17 protein-coding genes and 1 tRNA gene are annotated in these 15,722 nt (G+C 60.1%); 6 read left to right on the top strand and 12 right to left on the bottom strand.

The window, feature by feature from the left end; translation table 11 throughout:
* The first annotated feature begins 21 nt into the window (after window positions 1-21).
* Window positions 22-558, top strand: a complete 537-nt coding sequence (locus PMI03_RS17185) for a GcrA family cell cycle regulator (protein WP_007695572.1) — start codon at window positions 22-24, stop codon at window positions 556-558.
* A gap of 87 nt (window positions 559-645) precedes the next feature.
* Here PMI03_RS17185 and phoB read toward each other — a convergent pair whose 3' ends face one another.
* The 7 genes from phoB to phoR form a co-directional block, all read right to left on the bottom strand.
* Window positions 646-1,329 carry a phosphate regulon transcriptional regulator PhoB gene (phoB, locus tag PMI03_RS17180; protein ID WP_007695571.1) on the bottom strand — a complete coding sequence of 228 codons (684 nt, stop codon included), beginning with the start codon at window positions 1,327-1,329 and terminating at the stop codon, window positions 646-648.
* Window positions 1,330-1,361: 32 nt separating this feature from the next.
* Window positions 1,362-2,075 carry a phosphate signaling complex protein PhoU gene (gene phoU, locus PMI03_RS17175; protein ID WP_007695568.1) on the bottom strand — a complete coding sequence of 238 codons (714 nt, stop codon included), beginning with the start codon at window positions 2,073-2,075 and terminating at the stop codon, window positions 1,362-1,364.
* Window positions 2,076-2,126: 51 nt separating this feature from the next.
* On the bottom strand, window positions 2,127-2,942 hold the full coding sequence (pstB, locus tag PMI03_RS17170) for a phosphate ABC transporter ATP-binding protein PstB (protein ID WP_007695566.1): 816 nt from the start codon (window positions 2,940-2,942) through the stop codon (window positions 2,127-2,129).
* A gap of 14 nt (window positions 2,943-2,956) precedes the next feature.
* Window positions 2,957-4,291: a phosphate ABC transporter permease PstA gene (gene pstA / locus PMI03_RS17165; protein ID WP_007695564.1), complete on the bottom strand. Its 1,335-nt coding sequence runs from the start codon at window positions 4,289-4,291 to the stop codon at window positions 2,957-2,959.
* Window positions 4,288-5,769: a phosphate ABC transporter permease subunit PstC gene (gene pstC / locus PMI03_RS17160; protein ID WP_039974247.1), complete on the bottom strand. Its 1,482-nt coding sequence runs from the start codon at window positions 5,767-5,769 to the stop codon at window positions 4,288-4,290. The genes pstA and pstC overlap by 4 nt, the downstream gene beginning before the upstream one ends.
* Before the next feature lie 84 nt (window positions 5,770-5,853).
* A complete protein-coding gene (locus PMI03_RS17155) occupies window positions 5,854-6,888 on the bottom strand; it encodes a substrate-binding domain-containing protein (RefSeq protein WP_007695560.1) in 1,035 nt (344 codons plus the stop codon).
* Window positions 6,889-7,075: 187 nt separating this feature from the next.
* Window positions 7,076-8,332 (bottom strand): phosphate regulon sensor histidine kinase PhoR, encoded by a 1,257-nt coding sequence (gene phoR, locus PMI03_RS17150; RefSeq protein WP_007695558.1) that lies wholly within the window; start codon window positions 8,330-8,332, stop codon window positions 7,076-7,078.
* A gap of 245 nt (window positions 8,333-8,577) precedes the next feature.
* On the opposite strand from phoR, the gene ppk2 reads away from it, so the two are divergent.
* Complete coding sequence (gene ppk2 / locus PMI03_RS17145) at window positions 8,578-9,459, top strand: polyphosphate kinase 2 (RefSeq protein WP_007695557.1); 882 nt, start codon at window positions 8,578-8,580, stop codon at window positions 9,457-9,459.
* A 13-nt stretch (window positions 9,460-9,472) separates the two neighbouring features.
* Here the strand turns inward: ppk2 and PMI03_RS17140 are convergent, their stop codons facing one another.
* Window positions 9,473-10,705, bottom strand: coding sequence for a hypothetical protein (locus PMI03_RS17140; protein ID WP_007695556.1), 1,233 nt, complete (start codon window positions 10,703-10,705; stop codon window positions 9,473-9,475).
* Window positions 10,706-10,997: 292 nt separating this feature from the next.
* On the opposite strand from PMI03_RS17140, the gene PMI03_RS17135 reads away from it, so the two are divergent.
* Both PMI03_RS17135 and PMI03_RS17130 read left to right on the top strand, forming a co-directional pair.
* The gene (locus PMI03_RS17135) at window positions 10,998-11,957 is read left to right on the top strand and encodes a nitronate monooxygenase family protein (RefSeq protein WP_007695555.1); all 960 of its coding nucleotides are present in this window, start codon (window positions 10,998-11,000) and stop codon (window positions 11,955-11,957) included.
* A 138-nt stretch (window positions 11,958-12,095) separates the two neighbouring features.
* A tRNA-Thr gene (locus PMI03_RS17130) sits at window positions 12,096-12,171 on the top strand.
* Window positions 12,172-12,325: 154 nt separating this feature from the next.
* On the opposite strand, the gene PMI03_RS17125 is transcribed toward PMI03_RS17130, so the two are convergent.
* Both PMI03_RS17125 and PMI03_RS17120 read right to left on the bottom strand, forming a co-directional pair.
* On the bottom strand, window positions 12,326-12,925 hold the full coding sequence (locus PMI03_RS17125; RefSeq protein WP_039974245.1) for a hypothetical protein: 600 nt from the start codon (window positions 12,923-12,925) through the stop codon (window positions 12,326-12,328).
* A 12-nt stretch (window positions 12,926-12,937) separates the two neighbouring features.
* Window positions 12,938-13,156: a hypothetical protein gene (locus PMI03_RS17120; protein ID WP_007695553.1), complete on the bottom strand. Its 219-nt coding sequence runs from the start codon at window positions 13,154-13,156 to the stop codon at window positions 12,938-12,940.
* Window positions 13,157-13,634: 478 nt separating this feature from the next.
* On the opposite strand from PMI03_RS17120, the gene PMI03_RS17115 reads away from it, so the two are divergent.
* Together PMI03_RS17115 and PMI03_RS17110 are read left to right on the top strand one after the other, a co-directional pair.
* The gene (locus PMI03_RS17115) at window positions 13,635-14,024 is read left to right on the top strand and encodes a hypothetical protein (protein ID WP_007695552.1); all 390 of its coding nucleotides are present in this window, start codon (window positions 13,635-13,637) and stop codon (window positions 14,022-14,024) included.
* 359 nt (window positions 14,025-14,383) lie between these two features.
* Complete coding sequence (locus tag PMI03_RS17110) at window positions 14,384-14,950, top strand: NUDIX hydrolase (protein ID WP_039974243.1); 567 nt, start codon at window positions 14,384-14,386, stop codon at window positions 14,948-14,950.
* Here PMI03_RS17110 and PMI03_RS31795 read toward each other — a convergent pair.
* Window positions 14,904-15,200: a DUF1515 family protein gene (locus PMI03_RS31795; RefSeq protein ID WP_269156201.1), complete on the bottom strand. Its 297-nt coding sequence runs from the start codon at window positions 15,198-15,200 to the stop codon at window positions 14,904-14,906. The genes PMI03_RS17110 and PMI03_RS31795 overlap by 47 nt on opposite strands.
* Complete coding sequence (locus PMI03_RS17105; RefSeq protein ID WP_007695550.1) at window positions 15,197-15,529, bottom strand: hypothetical protein; 333 nt, start codon at window positions 15,527-15,529, stop codon at window positions 15,197-15,199. The genes PMI03_RS31795 and PMI03_RS17105 overlap by 4 nt, the downstream gene beginning before the upstream one ends.
* Window positions 15,530-15,722: the final 193 nt, after the last annotated feature.

The raw sequence follows: 15,722 nt of genomic DNA, 5'->3' as shown, positions 1-15,722 counted from the left end.
ACGCGACAGCGGAGACAGGGCATGAATTGGACAGACGAACGCGTCGAGAAGCTGAAAAAGCTGTGGTCCGAGGGTTTGAGCGCGAGCCAGATCGCGGCGCAGCTCGGTGGTGTCAGTCGTAATGCCGTCATCGGCAAGGTGCATCGCTTGAGCCTGCCGGGCCGAGCGAAGGCCGGCGGCACGGCGACGGCCGCCCGAGCACAGAAGCGCAACACTTCGGCGCCGCGCGCACCGAACTACGCCTCGCGCGTTGCAACCCGCACGGTTACCCGTCAGCAGGGCGCGACGATGCTCAAGGAAGAAGTCGAGATCGATACGGTCAACGAGATCGAATATCGTCCGGCCGCCAATGTGGTCGTTCCGATTTCGCGTCGCCTCGGCCTGACGGAACTCACCGAGCGCACCTGCAAATGGCCGGTCGGCGATCCGCTGAAGGATGACTTCCACTTCTGCGGCAATGACAGCCCGGATGCATCGCCCTATTGCGGCTACCATCAGCGCCTGGCCTACCAGCCGGTGCATGAACGACGCCGGCCGGCGGCTCAACCGCGCGGCTGAGATGCCCCATAGCTGAATGAAAGAAACGGGCCGAAAGGCCCGTTTTCTGTTTCCGCCGCTATGTTGGGTGACTGACCGGTTTCCCGATCAGGCTTCCATGGAATAACCCGCGCCGCGAACGGTGCGGATGACATCCTGCATATTGGAGAAGTTCAGCGCCTTGCGCAGACGTCCGACATGGACGTCGACGGTGCGTTCGTCGACATAGATGTCATGTCCCCAGACACCGTCGAGGAGCTGCGACCGCGAGAAGACGCGGCTCGGCGAAGCCATCAGGAATTCCAGCAGGCGGAATTCCGTCGGTCCCAACCGCACTTCACGGCTCTTGCGGTGAACGCGATGGGTCTCGCGGTCCAGTTCGATGTCGCCACAGCGCAGCACGGTGGAGAGAACCTCCGGACGGGCACGGCGCAGCATCGCCTTGACGCGAGCCATCAGCTCCGGCGTCGAGAACGGCTTGACGACATAATCGTCCGCGCCGGTGGAAAGGCCGCGCACGCGCTCGCTTTCCTCGCCGCGGGCGGTGAGCATGATGATCGGCAGGCGTTCGGTCTCCGGCCGCATGCGCAGCCGGCGGCAGAGTTCGATGCCGGACACGCCGGGGAGCATCCAATCGAGGATCAGAAGATCGGGAATGCGCTCCTGGAGGCGAAGCTCTGCTTCATCGCCTCTCAGAATGGTGTCGACCTCGAAGCCTTCAGCCTCGAGATTATAGCGCAGCAGAACGCTGAGCGCTTCTTCGTCTTCTACAACAGCAACTCTCGGAACCATGCGTCTCTGGTCTCCTTTTCCTGGCGTCTTCGTTATTCCGTCACCGCACCGACGGTGTTGGCGGTATCGTCTTTCGGGCGCTCGCCTTCGGGCTGGCTACCGGTCGCCATGTAATAGATCGTCTCGGCGATGTTGGTGGCATGGTCGCCGATGCGCTCGATATTCTTGGCGCAAAAGAGAAGATGCGTGCAGGTGGTGATGTTGCGCGGATCTTCCATCATGTAGGTCAGCATCTCGCGGAAGAGCGAGGTGTACATCGCGTCGATTTCCTCGTCGCGCTCACGGATCGAGACGGCCTTGTCGGGCGAACGGGTCGTATAGACGTCGAGCACTTCCTTGAGCTGGCTGAGCGCCAGTTCGGAAAGATGCTCGATGCCGCGCGCCAGGCGGCGCGGAACGCCGTGGCCCTGCACGGCGATGACGCGCTTGGCGGTATTCTTGCCAAGGTCGCCAACGCGCTCCAGATCGGCGGCGATGCGAATGGAACCCATGATTTCGCGCAGGTCGGCGGCCATCGGCTGGCGGCGAGCGATGGTGACGATCGCCTTGTCGCCGACTTCGCGTTCGGCGTGGTCGAGAACGACGTCGTCGGAGATGACCTTCTGTGCAAGGGCGGCATCGCCGTGCACCAGTGCACGAACGCTGTCGCTGACCATCTGCTCCGCCAGACCGCCCATTTCAGCAATGCGGCGCGTCAGGAACTTCAGGTCTTCGTCATAGGCAGAGAGAATGTGAGTGGAGACCATTTTTCTATCCTCAGGGTGAAACGTGTGAAGGGAGCCGCGCGCGGGATATCATCAACCAAAACGGCCCATGATGTAATCCTGCGTGCGGAAATCGTCGGGATTGGTGAACATCTTATCGGTATCGTTCTCCTCGACCAAATGGCCGAGATGAAACATTGCGGTGCGTTGGGAAACGCGGGCGGCCTGCTGCATGGAATGCGTCACGATGACGATCGTGAAGTTTTCCCGCAGCTCATGAATCAGTTCCTCGACCTTGGCCGTGGCGATGGGATCGAGCGCCGAGCACGGCTCGTCCATGAGAATGACTTCCGGGCTGACGGCAACGGCGCGGGCGATGCAGAGGCGCTGCTGCTGGCCGCCCGACAGGCTGGTGCCGGCTTCCAGCAGCCGATCCTTCACCTCGCCCCAGAGACCGGCCTTCTGCAGGCTGGTTTCGACAATATGGTCGAGATCGGCCTTGGAGCGATGCAGCCCGTGAATACGCGGGCCATAGGCGACGTTCTCGTAGATCGACTTCGGGAAGGGATTGGGCTTCTGGAACACCATGCCGACGCGGGCACGCAGCTCCACGACATCGATGGCGCTGTCATAGACATCCTGATCGTCGAGCGTGATCTTGCCGGTGACGCGGCAGGTGTCGATCGTATCGTTCATGCGGTTTAGGCAGCGCAGAAAGGTGGACTTGCCACAGCCTGAAGGACCGATCAACGCCGTGACCGTATTGACACGGATGTTCAGGTCCACACCGAACAGGGCGCGCTTGTCACCATAATAGACCGAGACGTCCTGGCCGATCATCTTGTAGGGGATCGTCGTCATCTTCCTGGCCAGTGCCTTCTCGCCTGCGGCTTCCGTCATCATGTTCATTCCGTCTTCTCCCTCTACCAACGCCGCTCGAAGCGACGGCGCAGCAGGATGGCCCCGATGTTCATCGCAACAAGGAAGAAGAGCAGGACGATAATGGCCCCGGAGGTTCGCTCGACAAAGGCACGCTCGGCTTCGCTCGCCCACATGTAAATCTGCACCGGCAGGGCGGTCGCGGGATCGAGTGGCGACGTCGGATAATTGGCGACGAAGGCGACCATGCCGATCAACAGCAGCGGCGCGGTCTCGCCGAGCGCATGCGCCAGCCCGAGGATCGTACCGGTCAGGATGCCCGGCATGGCGAGCGGCAGGACATGGTGGAACACCACCTGCATCCGCGAGGCACCAAGACCAAGCGCAGCGCTTCGGATCGACGGCGGCACCGCCCGCAGCGCCGAGCGCGTGGCGATGATGATCATCGGCAGCGTCATCAGGCTGAGCACCAGCCCGCCGACCAGCGAGGCCGAGCGCGGCAGGCCCATGACATTGATGAAGACGGAGAGGCCAAGCAGGCCGTAGACGATCGACGGCACGGCGGCGAGATTGTTGATGTTGACTTCGATCAGGTCCGTCAGCCGGTTCTTCGGCGCGAATTCCTCGAGATAGATCGAGGCGGCGACGCCGACCGGTAATGCCAGAACCAGCACGGTCAGCATCAGATAAAGCGAACCGATCAGCGCGACGCCGAGGCCTGCGGCTTCCGGACGGCTGGAATTGCCCGACAGGAACAGGCCGCTGTTGAACGCCTTGTGGAGCGCGCCGCTGGCGGCAAGCTGCCTCATCCAGCCGAGCTGTCGGTCGGAGACCTTGCGGTCCGCCTCATTCGCCGTCAGATCGATCTGCCCCTTGTTGGCGGAATCGATATTGGCGCCGGCAAGCAGCGTGATCTTCACCGTTTTCCCGATGATGGAGGGGTCGGCCATGACCTTGTCGCGCAGCATGCTTCGCGCACTGTCCGAGACCATCGCCGTCGCCTCACGCACAAGCGCGCGATCGGCGGGATCGATGCCCAGCGCCTTTACCAGGGCATCGCGGACGAGAAGAGGATAATTGGCCGCGATCAGCACCTTCGGATCGCTGGCACGCTTGCCAGTGGGATCGATTACCTTCTCGGCAAACTCGATCGGCAGGGTGATCGAGGTCTGCACGAAGGCGGTATAGCCATGACGCACCACCGACGAGACCAGAGCGATGAGGAAGACAAGGCCGAAGGTGACGGCGGCGATGCCATAGGCGCGGAACCGGCGCTCGGCGGCGTAACGGCGCTTGATGCCGATATCGCGCCGCGCCGGTGCGCCGGGCGTCAGCCCGCGCGGGATCGGCGGCTTTGCGGAGAATACGAGATCGCTCATTCGTATTGCTCCCTATAGCGACGGACGATGTAGAGCGCGTAGACGTTAAGGCAGAGCGTCAAGCAGAAGAGCGTGATGCCAAGCGCAAAGGCGACCAATGTCTGCGGCGAGGTGAATTCGAGATCGCCGGTCAACTGGTTGACGATCTTCACGGTGACCGTCGTCATCGGCTCGAAGGGATCGAACTGCATGCGGGCGGCGACGCCGGCGGCCAGCACGACGATCATCGTCTCGCCGAGCGCCCGGGAAGCCGTCATCAGCAGCGCACCGACAATGCCCGGAAGGGCTGCCGGCAAGAGGACGCGCTTGACCGTTTCCGATCGCGTCGCGCCAAGGCCGAGCGAGCCGTCGCGCAGCGAGCGCGGCACCGCCATGATGATATCGTCGGAAAGCGAGGAGACGTAGGGGATCAGCATGACGCCCATGACGAAGCCGGCGGTCAGGACGCTCTGCGCCTCGACGAAGCTCGCATAATTGCCCGTCAGCAGGCCGTTGATATCAGCGGAGATGTCACGCAGAAAAGGCCCGACGGTCACAAGCGCGAAGAAGCCGTAGACGATGGTCGGAATGCCGGCCAGCACTTCGAGCATCGGCTTGGCGAGGGAGCGCACGCGGGCCGAGGCATATTCGGCCATGTAGATGGCGGCGAAAAGCCCGACGGGAACCGCGACAAGCATGGCGACAAAGCTGATATAGAGCGTGCCGGCCAGGAGCGGGATAAGGCCAAAGGTGCCAGACGTTTGCGCGCCGGCGCCGGTAAAGCGCGGATCCCAGACGGTGCCGAAGAAGAATTCGGCGGCAGGCACCATGTTGAAGAAACGGGCAGCCTCCGACAGCATCGAGGCCGCAATGCCGAGCGTCGTCAGCACGGCAATCGACGAGGCGACGATCAGGCCACCGAGAACGACCTGCTCCACCCGATTGCGGGCGCGAAAACGTGGCGCGATGGCGCGCAGTCCATGAATGGCGCACAGAACAGAGAGGATGATGGCCGCGGCCGACATGACGACACGGCTCACATGGCGCATGCCGTTATATTTGTTGGCGGCGTCGACCATGTAGCCGGTCGGCCGGACCGCGAGCGGCACGCCCTTCTGCGCCAGCATCAGCTGGAGATCGACCGAGCCGACGGCGACGGCGGCAAGTTCCTGATTGTCGAGCAGGCGCATGCCGTGGGCGATGCTGCGCACCACACCGTAGCTGAGGTTAAGTTCGGCTTCCGGCAAGGTTTTCACTTCCTCGGGAAAGGATTTGACCACGAGGTCGTCGATCACCTGCGGGCTGATCACGAGCCAGGCGCAGATCAGCGCCAGCGCCGGCAAGACCGCCCATATGGCGACATAAGCACCGTGATAACCGAGCCGCGAATGCAGGACCGAGGACCTGCCGCCCGACAGCGCAGCCGCTCTCGTCCGCCCCAGCACGAAGGCGGAGGCGCCGATGATCGACAGGCATGACAGCAGCAGTGACACACTCATTCCCATTCCCTGGCCCATTTCCCGGCCTATTTCCCGACAAACGCCGGCGCGAGTGACCGCGCCGGCGGGCAGTCTCTTATGCGATCACATGATCTTCCCGTCCGCGACGTCCTTGCGGATCTGGTCGCGCTCGGCATCCGGCGCCGGCACCAGGCCATATTCGGCCAAGGGGCTGTCCGGTCCGATCATCTGATCGCTGGTGAAGAAGTCGACATATTCCTTCAGGCCTGGAATGACGCCGAGATGCGCCTTCTTGACGTAGAAGAACAGCGGCCGCGACACTGGATAGGTGCCGTCGGCAATGGTCTGACCCGACGGCACGATGCCACCAACGGTCGCGACCTTCAGCTTGTCGGCATTATTCTGATAGAAATAGAGGCCGAAGACGCCGACGCCATGCTTGTTGGCATTGATGCGGGCGAGCGTCTCAGGATAGTCGCCATCGATATCGACCGCGGCGCCATCCTTGCGCACCGCGATGCATTTTTCAGCCTGCTTGCCGGCATCCGGCACCGCCGCCTTGATGACATCGAGCGCCCCGGAGTCCTTACAGCCGGCGGCGAGCACCTTTTCTTCAAAGACCTCGCGTGTGCCGTGCTTTTCGCCCGGAATATATGCGGCGATCTCGAAATCCGGCAGGGCCGGATTGATCTCGGACCACTTCTTATAGGGATTGGCAACCAGCTTGCCGTTGACGACGACTTCGGCGGCGAGCGCCTTGTAGAGGTCGGTCGGCACGAATCTGATGTCGGGATTGCTCTTATCGTAAGCGAAGACGATACCGTCGTAACCGATCTTGACCTGCTGGATATCGGCGACGCCCGCCGCCTTGCAGGCGTCGACCTCGCTGCCCTTGATCGGGCGCGAGGAATTGGCAATGTCGATGGAGTCGGGACCGACGCCCTTGCAGAACTCCTTCAGGCCGGCGCCGGAACCGCCGGATTCGACGACGGGCGTCTTGTAGTTCGTAAAGGTCTCGCCGAAGGTCTCGGCAACGATCTTGGCATAGGGGAACACCGTGGAAGAACCGGAAATCTGAATCTGATCGCGGGCCATGGCGGCCCCGGCGAAGGCGACCGAAGCAACCAACGCTGCGATAGACAATTTCAACGCATTCATGGTGAATCCTCCCTGACGGACTTTGAAGAGCGCGACGGCGAACGGAACGTCCGCCTGTTTCAGCATCTCTTTTTTAGCTGTCAAAGCACCGCCCTTTTATGTCAGGCGAGTGAAACAATTATGACAGTATAATCCCTTGAAATTTATAGGTTATACTGCGGTCAAAATTGTCGGTTCACAGAGGCTTTCAGAAGCGGACGGTAAAGTCCGTTCCTTTTCCGACTTCGGACTTGACGATCAGCCGCGCACGATGACGGGTCAGAATGTGCTTGACGATGGCAAGCCCGAGACCGGTGCCTTTTTTCGAGCGGCTGTCCTCGACATTGACGCGATAGAAGCGCTCGGTCAGGCGCGGCACATGTTCGGCCGGAATGCCCGGCCCCCTGTCGGAGACGATGACCTCGACGGCCTGGCCCGGCTCGTTCAAGAGCGAGACCTCGACCACCTTGCCTTCCTGACCGTATTTGCAGGCGTTCTCGATCAAGTTTTCGAAGACCTGCACCAGCTCGTCGCGATCGCCCAGCACCTCCACCTTGCCGGGCGGCAGATGCAGGTTGATGGTGACGTCGAGATCGCCGGCGAGCGGCAGCAGCGCATCGCGGACATGGCCGAGCAAGGGCACGAGATCAACCTTCTGGTCCGGCGCGATATGGGATTTCAGCTCCAGCCGCGACAAAGACAGGAGATCGTCGACCAGCCGGCTCATACGCGTCGTCTGGTCGAACATGATGCCGAGGAAGCGCTGCTGCGCCTTCAGATCCGCCTTGGCCGGACCCTGGATGGTCTCGATGAAACCGCGAAGCGAAGCGAGCGGCGTGCGCAGCTCGTGGCTGGCATTGGCGACGAAGTCGGAGCGCATGCGGTCAATATGGCGAAGCTCCGAAATATCGCGGAAGGACAACACGAAGAACGTGCCCGGCTCGATCTCGGTCTCCGGCAGGTCGATCGGGGCGATGCGGACGATATAGACGCGTTCGGACGGCAGCCGCTCGGAATGTTCGATCTGGTTCGGCGCATTGGTAGCGATCGTCTCGCGCACCATGTCGAGCACGCCGGGGGAGCGCAGCTTGGCGGAGATATGGGCGTTGAGCGGAAAGGCGCCGAACGCCTTATCGGCGGCGGAATTCTGCGCCACGACGGAGGCCTCGCGGTCGACGATCAGCACCGGCATGTCGAGCGCGGAAAGACCGGCGGAGACCATGCTCAGCAGGGCATCCGGATCGGTCGGCGCCGGCCCGGCAGGCGATTGCGGCTCAATCTTCTCGATCAGCGGCGCGCGGGTCAACGCCACGATCACGGCAATCATCCAGATCCAAAAGACGACGGCGGTGTTGATGCCCTCGATGAGTGCCAGAATAGCGATCAGCGTCGCCAAAATCAGGATGGCGGCCTCCTGCCGCAGCCGCGCCGCCAGCTTTCTGAGGAATGACCATTCGTCTTGCAAGTGCGCCTGTCCCTTTGCCTGCCATCATGGAAACCAAGACTCTGCGTCTTAGCGGGGATTCATGACAGAAGTTTACGGCTCTATCCACAGAAGCCGGCAGCTTACGATAATAAATGTAGCCGGCGAAGGAGGCCATCGGCAAAAGGCTTGAAAAGGCTGGATAAATGCCCCACCTTGCCCATGAGGTTTTTTGCCGTGCCGGCAAGTACGGCTCAGGCGATGTCAATTGCGGAGGAGCGGAACGCATGGCAGAGGAAGTGGAAAGCCGCGCGGTGGAATTGGACGTCCACGGCAAGATGCGCATCTTCGACGTCGACGACCCCGTCCTGCCAGCCTGGATCGAAGACGAGGCGCTTGGCTCCGACGGCTATCCCTACAAGAAGAAGCTGAAGGACGAAGAGTATCTGGAAGAGCTTGAGAAGCTGCAGATAGAGCTCATCAAGGTGCAATTCTGGCTACAGTCGACCGGCAAGCGGGTGATGGCGCTGTTCGAGGGGCGCGACGCTGCCGGCAAGGGTGGCTCGATCGCGGCGACCTCGGCGCATATGAACCCTCGCCTTGCGCGCGTCGTGGCGCTGACCAAACCGACCGACCGCGAGGCGGGCCAATGGTATTTCCAGCGCTATGTCGCCCAGTTCCCGACGGCGGGCGAGTTCGTCCTCTTCGACCGCTCCTGGTACAACCGTGCCGGGGTAGAGCCGGTTATGGGCTTCTGCACGCCGAAGCAATACGAGCAGTTCCTGAAGCAGGCACCGCGGATGGAGAGGCTGATCGTTCAGGACGGCATCCTGTTCTTCAAATTCTATCTCGATATCGGCCGGGAAATGCAGCTCAAGCGCTTTCACGACCGGCGCCACGACCCGCGCGCGGTCTGGAAGCTTTCCTCCATGGACATCGCCGCCCTGACGAAATGGAAAGACTACAGCGAAAAGCGCGACCGCATGCTGAAGGACACGCATACGGACTATGCGCCCTGGACGGTCATCCGCGCCAACGACAAGCGCCGCGCCCGCCTCAACCTCATCCGTTATATCCTGCTGACGCTCGACTATGACGGCAAGGACGCAAAGGCGATCGGCGAGATCGACGGCAAGATCCTCGGCTCTGGCGCGCAGGTCCTCAAATAGAGGATCGCGGCACTTATTGTCCCGGAAGGACTCGGATCGCGTAGACGTTGACGCCGCGCGCCTTGCCGTCGAGATCGCTGTTGATGATCAGATGGCCTGATGCCGTGGGCGCCAGCGACCGGTCGTAACGAACCTGGAACAGAGCATCGGTCTTCTGCCGGGTGACGTTGAAGCGATGACGTCCGCAATTGCCGAGCGAGCCGAAGTCGCATTCGACGGTGATCTGCGTCGGCGTGTCGGAGGTCGATTGCAGCGTCAGCGCGACGGTCGACGACTTGCCGGCCAATTGCTGCAACACGCTGGCCGGCACCTCGACGGTGACATCACCGTCCGAGCCATTGCTCGCGGAGGTCAGCCGCACTGCCGGGCCTTCATTTTCCGAGACGTTCTCAGCCTTGGCCTGCGCGCCGCTGACGACTTTCGCCGCGTCGGTCGGCTTCAGGATCTCGATCCACTCCTCGGAGAAGCTGTTCTGCGGATCGATCACCGCCAGGCCCGGATTGACGGGGCCGCTATTGTCATCGTCGCTGGACGCGTCCTCGTCATTGCTGCTGCCGTCGAAATCCTGGGAATCGACATGTGCCGGCGGATTGCGGACGCTGGTATCGCGCTGCGCCGCCGTCATGAAGACGCCCGAGGTCTTGACCCACCAGGCGCCGACGCCGAGGCAGGCGAGCAGGATGCAGAAGACCAGCAGGCGCGAGAAGAACTTGCGCGGCTTGCGGCGAACGGCGGCGCGCTCCGGCTTGAAATTCATCGACCGTGTTGTCGCTGGCGCGGGTGCTGCCTGCCGCGCATCGCTGTCGGCGCCGAGATGATCGGCCGGGCCTGCACCCATGTCACCAAAATCGCCTTCGGGCGCGCGGGGTTCAGCGGCAACGGGGGCCGGCGCGGCAACCGGATGATGATCGCGCGTGTCGCCACGCACGCTCATCGCAGGCTCCTGCTGCATCGGCTGTTGCTGGGCATGCTGCGGCGACGTCACTGAGGGGATGTGGGGTGCTTCCGGCTCGATCGGCGCCGGCGTCTGCGGCGGGTGGGCGCGCTCCTCGCTCTCGATCGCCCGGATCGTCTCCTCCAGGCGCTGGCGCTGAGCCGAAATGACGTTGATGTCAGTAATATCCTGCTTGCGAAGCCCGGCTTCCAGCGCCTGTCGCGCCGACTGATAGACACGGGCCCGAGTTTCCGGATTGGCGCGATCGGATCGCTCCAAGGCGTTTCTGATAGCCGCTTCTAGTCCGCTCACATCCGGTCCTTTACTCTCACTCGCGATACGCCCGCATACTCTACTGGCAAGACGACCATTCTCTTTACCATTGGCTAACCAGAATCGGTAACGCCCCGCTTGGCAATGTGCAAGTCTCCGCAAATCACCCGCGGACACTCCGGCGGGGATAAATGGCAAAGACGACACAAATGGGGTGGCGGTAGGCAGTAGAGGGGAAACTATTGCCCACTGCCTCCCGGCATCTTTCCCTCCAACCGGACATCTGTTATCTGTTTGACGTTTTCGTAAACGTCAAAGATGGATGATGTTCATGGCTCTTCCTGCAATCCTGACCGAGCGCCTGCGGCTGCCGGTCGTGGCCTCACCCCTCTTCATCATCTCGCATCCGGCGCTGACGCTGGCGCAATGCAAGGCCGGCGTCGTCGGCGCGTTTCCGGCGCTGAATGCGCGGCCGGAAAGCCAGCTCGACGAATGGCTGGCGATGATCACCGAGGATCTCGCCGCCCATGACGCCGCCCATCCGGAGCGGCCATCTGCGCCTTTCGCAGTCAACCAGATCGTCCACACGTCCAACAAGCGGCTGGAGCACGATCTGATGCTCTGCGTGAAATACAAGGTGCCGATCGTCATCTCGTCGCTTGGCGCGGTGCCGGAGGTCAATGCGGCCGTGCATTCCTATGGCGGCGTCGTGCTGCATGACATCATCAACAACCGCCATGCCAATTCGGCGATCCGCAAGGGTGCGGACGGGCTGATCGCGGTGGCGACCGGCGCCGGCGGCCATGCCGGTCAGCTCTCGCCCTTCGCGCTCGTCCAGGAAATCCGCGAATGGTTCGACGGGCCGCTGCTGCTTGCCGGCGCCATCGCCAATGGCGGCGCGATCCTGGCGGCGCAGGCGATGGGCGCTGACATGGCCTATATCGGCTCGCCCTTCATCGCCACCGAAGAGGCCCGCGCGGCGGACGCCTACAAGCAGGCAATCGTCGAAAGTGCCGCCGCCGACATCGTCTATTCCAACTTCTTCACCGGCATACACGGCAATTATCTCAAGCCCTCGATCCTCGCCGCCGGCATGGATCCCGACAACCTGCCCGAGGCCGATCCCTCGAAAATGGATTTCGAAACGGCAACGACCGGCGCCAAGGCCTGGAAGGACATCTGGGGCTCCGGCCAGGGCATCGGCGCGGTCAAGGCCGTCGAACCGGTGGCAGCACTCGTCGACCGGCTGGAGGCCGAATATCGCCAGGCACGCATCCGACTGGCACTCTGAGATCATCACGAATGCGGCCGGCTTTTCACAGGCCGTCCGCATTTTTTGCCAATCGGCAATTTGAGCGCTTGAAATCTGATCGCATTGACTGTATCAGCGCCATGCAAATCGCGGGGCCGAACCGAACGCCCCTTGAATGCCGCTTTAGCTCAGGTGGTAGAGCACATCATTCGTAATGATGGGGTCGCAGGTTCGAGTCCTGCAAGCGGCACCATTTTTTCTAATATTATCAATCAGATAACCTGACGATCACCCACCAATATAAATTGGCATTGCCCTGCGGAACCATGGCGGAACCGCGCGATGCGGAACGCGACATGTTCTGCGCGAACGTTGCTAGCGGAAAGGGCCTCCTGCACCACGTAACGCTAATCGTCCAATGCCTCCTCAAATGGATGAAACCTTAAAACACCTCCGAGTGCCCCTGCCGCCTTATGGATGGCCTTGAAGTTGGGGTATTTGGTCCGGTAGCCGCGTGTCTGAAAGTAGCGTCCAGTTTTGCTCGCTTCATCAAGCTCTCTCATCACCATATTTGAATCGTAGCAATAGGAGCGGAGTTGGTCATTCGCCACGATGCCAGTTCTCTTATAAGGCTTCTTTTTCCGATAGTATTTATACCGGTTGGCGGCAGCCCGTATGTTGACCAGCTCTACGCCTGGGAATGCGGCATACAGTTCTTCATGGGTCGCTTCAGGATACATTTTTCGAAGCTTCTGCTTCTTCAAAGGCCCCCACTCGTGCCGCTTTCGAGCAAATCCCAGTTTCCGACAGCGAGCCTGGATTGCAGAAGGGGAGCGGTGCGGCAACATATGCCGCAGCGCAAACTGATCGGAATGAAGAAGACGGCAGAGTTCGTCTTCGAGTGGTGTCCAGAGCCGATGGCCGCCGGGCGTAAAGCCCGACCGCTCCATCCTGGCTCTCATTCGCTGGGCCGCCGCTGCCTGTTTTGCGAAATATGCGAGCGTCAACTGTCCAATCCGCTAGGCCTTCTTCACTTTCATCGTCCGGTAGGTATTGAAAGTCCCGGCCTTGTCGGTGAAAGCGTCAATGACGGCATTAGGAAGCGCGCCCAATTCTCTGAGTTTGTACGCAAGTTCTGCGAATTCAAATTTCAGTCTGTCAACTTCACCCACCATGACTTCCTGAATTCTCGCCTCGAGCTCAGCTTTTTGCCTAAGAAGATCATCAAGTTCTGACATTCGCTTTTCCTTCGAAAGGGGCCGACTTCGGCCGATGAACGGGCCGATAAGGTTCTAAAGCGATGCCGCGGAATCTGTCCAATCGCGACGGCGTTTAGGCTTTCGGATTTTCTAACAGGTGCCACTCTTGGATGATTTTGATCCAGGGACCTTCACGAGGAAGCCATATGACGGGAAGCATTGCCGATCTTGTCCAGGACTGGAAACGCTCCAAGGACGCACTTCAAGATCAAGTAAATCTAATGGACCGGGATCCAGTCTTTCCCGACGCTACGCTTTCCCCTGCTCAGCGAAATAGTCTTCGAAGTGAGATCGAACTAATCATCCACCGTTACGATCAACTCATATTGCAACACAGTCGTCATTAAGCTGACAGCCGCAAATTTGGCTTTCTGTAACCCATAGGCGAATTCTCGCCATCGACATTCGCGCGATTCCCCATGATTATATCTTAGTGACGCACACCCGCGAGGATACGATGGCTTTAAAGCTCACGCTAACAGGCGCCGTAGTTAACGAAGATGCTTCTAATATTAAGCTCGTCGGAGTTGATGAAGTCGGAGAGGTCACCGAGATAGAGTTTTCTCCGGATAATGGCGAGCAGCTTCTAGCAGCGTTGGTTAGCGTGCTTGGTCAAAGCGCCCGCCAACGCACGGGAGATAAGACCCTAAAGAAGGTCTTGCCTGTGGAATGGTGGGAGATAAATCCAAGTCCTGACAAGGCTTCAGTTCTGTTTTCATTTCGTATGCCTGGTGGAATGGAAGTGACGTTTGGCCTGCCAGTCGAGGCGTCCCGGCGGCTTTCAGAAGTCTTGCTGGTGGTACTTGGAATTGCACCCAGCCAGTCTCACAAGGGCTCAATCCAATAGTTTTGGGAAACATATTAGGTATCTCACTCTGTTGCTGATTAAGCCGCCTTCGCCATCCGCATATACCGCAGGACCATACCAGTCCGGTACCCACTGGTCTTTCAGGTCAGTGTAAGCGAGCAGCGGTAAGGTTGGGTTGTGCGAATACTCGCGCCCCAAAACCGAGGTTCGCACAGGGAGGTCCTTTCAATGGGCCTTTGCAGCTCTGCCTCAACGCCCCGAGGCAGGGCTGTTTCAATTTGCCACCCGCATGCAGCTTGATAAGATCCTATGACGCCGGAACCCGAGGCAACCCCTCAGGTATTTATTTGTCGATCTGCCGATGCGATAGTCGGAAAAACAGTAGCGTGAGGGATGTTATGCAGGAAGGCTGGAAAACTGTCGCATCAAAATCGCTGGTGAAAGATCGCTGGATTGATCTTCGCGCTGATCAATGCGTCACGCCGAATGGTCAGGAAATCAGTCCGTATTACGTCCTTACATATTCGGATTGGATCAATGTTGTAGCGATCACGCCCGACGAACAAGTATTGCTGACAAGGCAATATCGACATGCTGCGGGCCAGGCATTCTGGGAGATTCCCGGCGGTGGCATCGACCCTAATGATCCTGACCCGTGTTCAGCCGCTGGCCGGGAGCTTGAGGAAGAGACCGGCTACCGCGCCGAAAAAATCGAACTCGTCACGACCCTTTTCCCTAACCCTGCCTCGCATACCAACCGACTCCATACGTTCCTTGCGAGCAACGTAACTCCAATTGGAACGCAGCAGCTTGAGGTCGGCGAAGAGGGGCTGACGGTACACAAGATGCCAATTCGGGAGCTTGTTGAACGACTTCACGATGGTTTTCTTGGCCAAGCCCTCCATACGTCGTCCGTCCTTATGGCCCTTCTGGTGTCAGGCCGGATAAAAGCGGCGCTTCCCTGAAATGGAACTGAACCGTTCCGTAGCAGGATGACCGCATCGGGCGGAAAGATGTTTTAGTCGCGAGGGGGAAAGACCATCTTCCAAGGAGGATTGCGGCAATCCGTTTGAGCGCACCTGCAAAGGATACCGCAAGCGCCATGCCACCGAATCCGATTACGTCGAGGGCTCCTGCATGGTAAACAGGGTATCCGGGCCTTCTCCAAGATCGAGAGGACGAGAGCGGCGTTACGGCCGCCCTGCTGCGTGTCACTTGCAACCCTTTGCCTTCATCGTGTTCTGGATTGCGAGTACCTTGCCCTTCGACACCGAAATCACGCCTTCTTTGTCACCACCTGTCAGACTGGACGCCGGCACGCCGATGAGGAAAACGCCGACGGCGTCGCCTGTCGCTGCACTGTTCTGCTGCTTTGAGAGCGACGCGAGATTATTTTGTTCTTTCAGGAGCTCGGTTGTCAGCTCGGGACAATTGAGGTTGCTATAAGCAGCCATTGGAATATCCGTCGGCACGATGGCATCAGGACGCTTGGCGCATGCGGCTAGCGGTAGCAGCACGATGGCCGCAAGAATTTTTCGATTCATGGTTGTTCCCCAATATTTTACGCTATGAAAATAGTCTCAACTACGGCGGTAGTGGAAGTGGCAGAAAAGCAACCATCCTTGTTTGTTGGCAACCCAACTTTACAAAGAGCCGCTTCGCGTTGCCTTGCAGTTAGTGTGACGGTCGCGCGTGGCCGGATGATCGGCGTTCGGAAAATCGTGTTGTCTGGCTTGC

The organism is Rhizobium sp. AP16 (assembly GCF_000281735.1).
Classification (GTDB): Bacteria; Pseudomonadota; Alphaproteobacteria; order Rhizobiales; family Rhizobiaceae; genus Rhizobium; species Rhizobium rhizogenes.
This window is presented reverse-complemented; position numbering and strand designations above follow the sequence as displayed.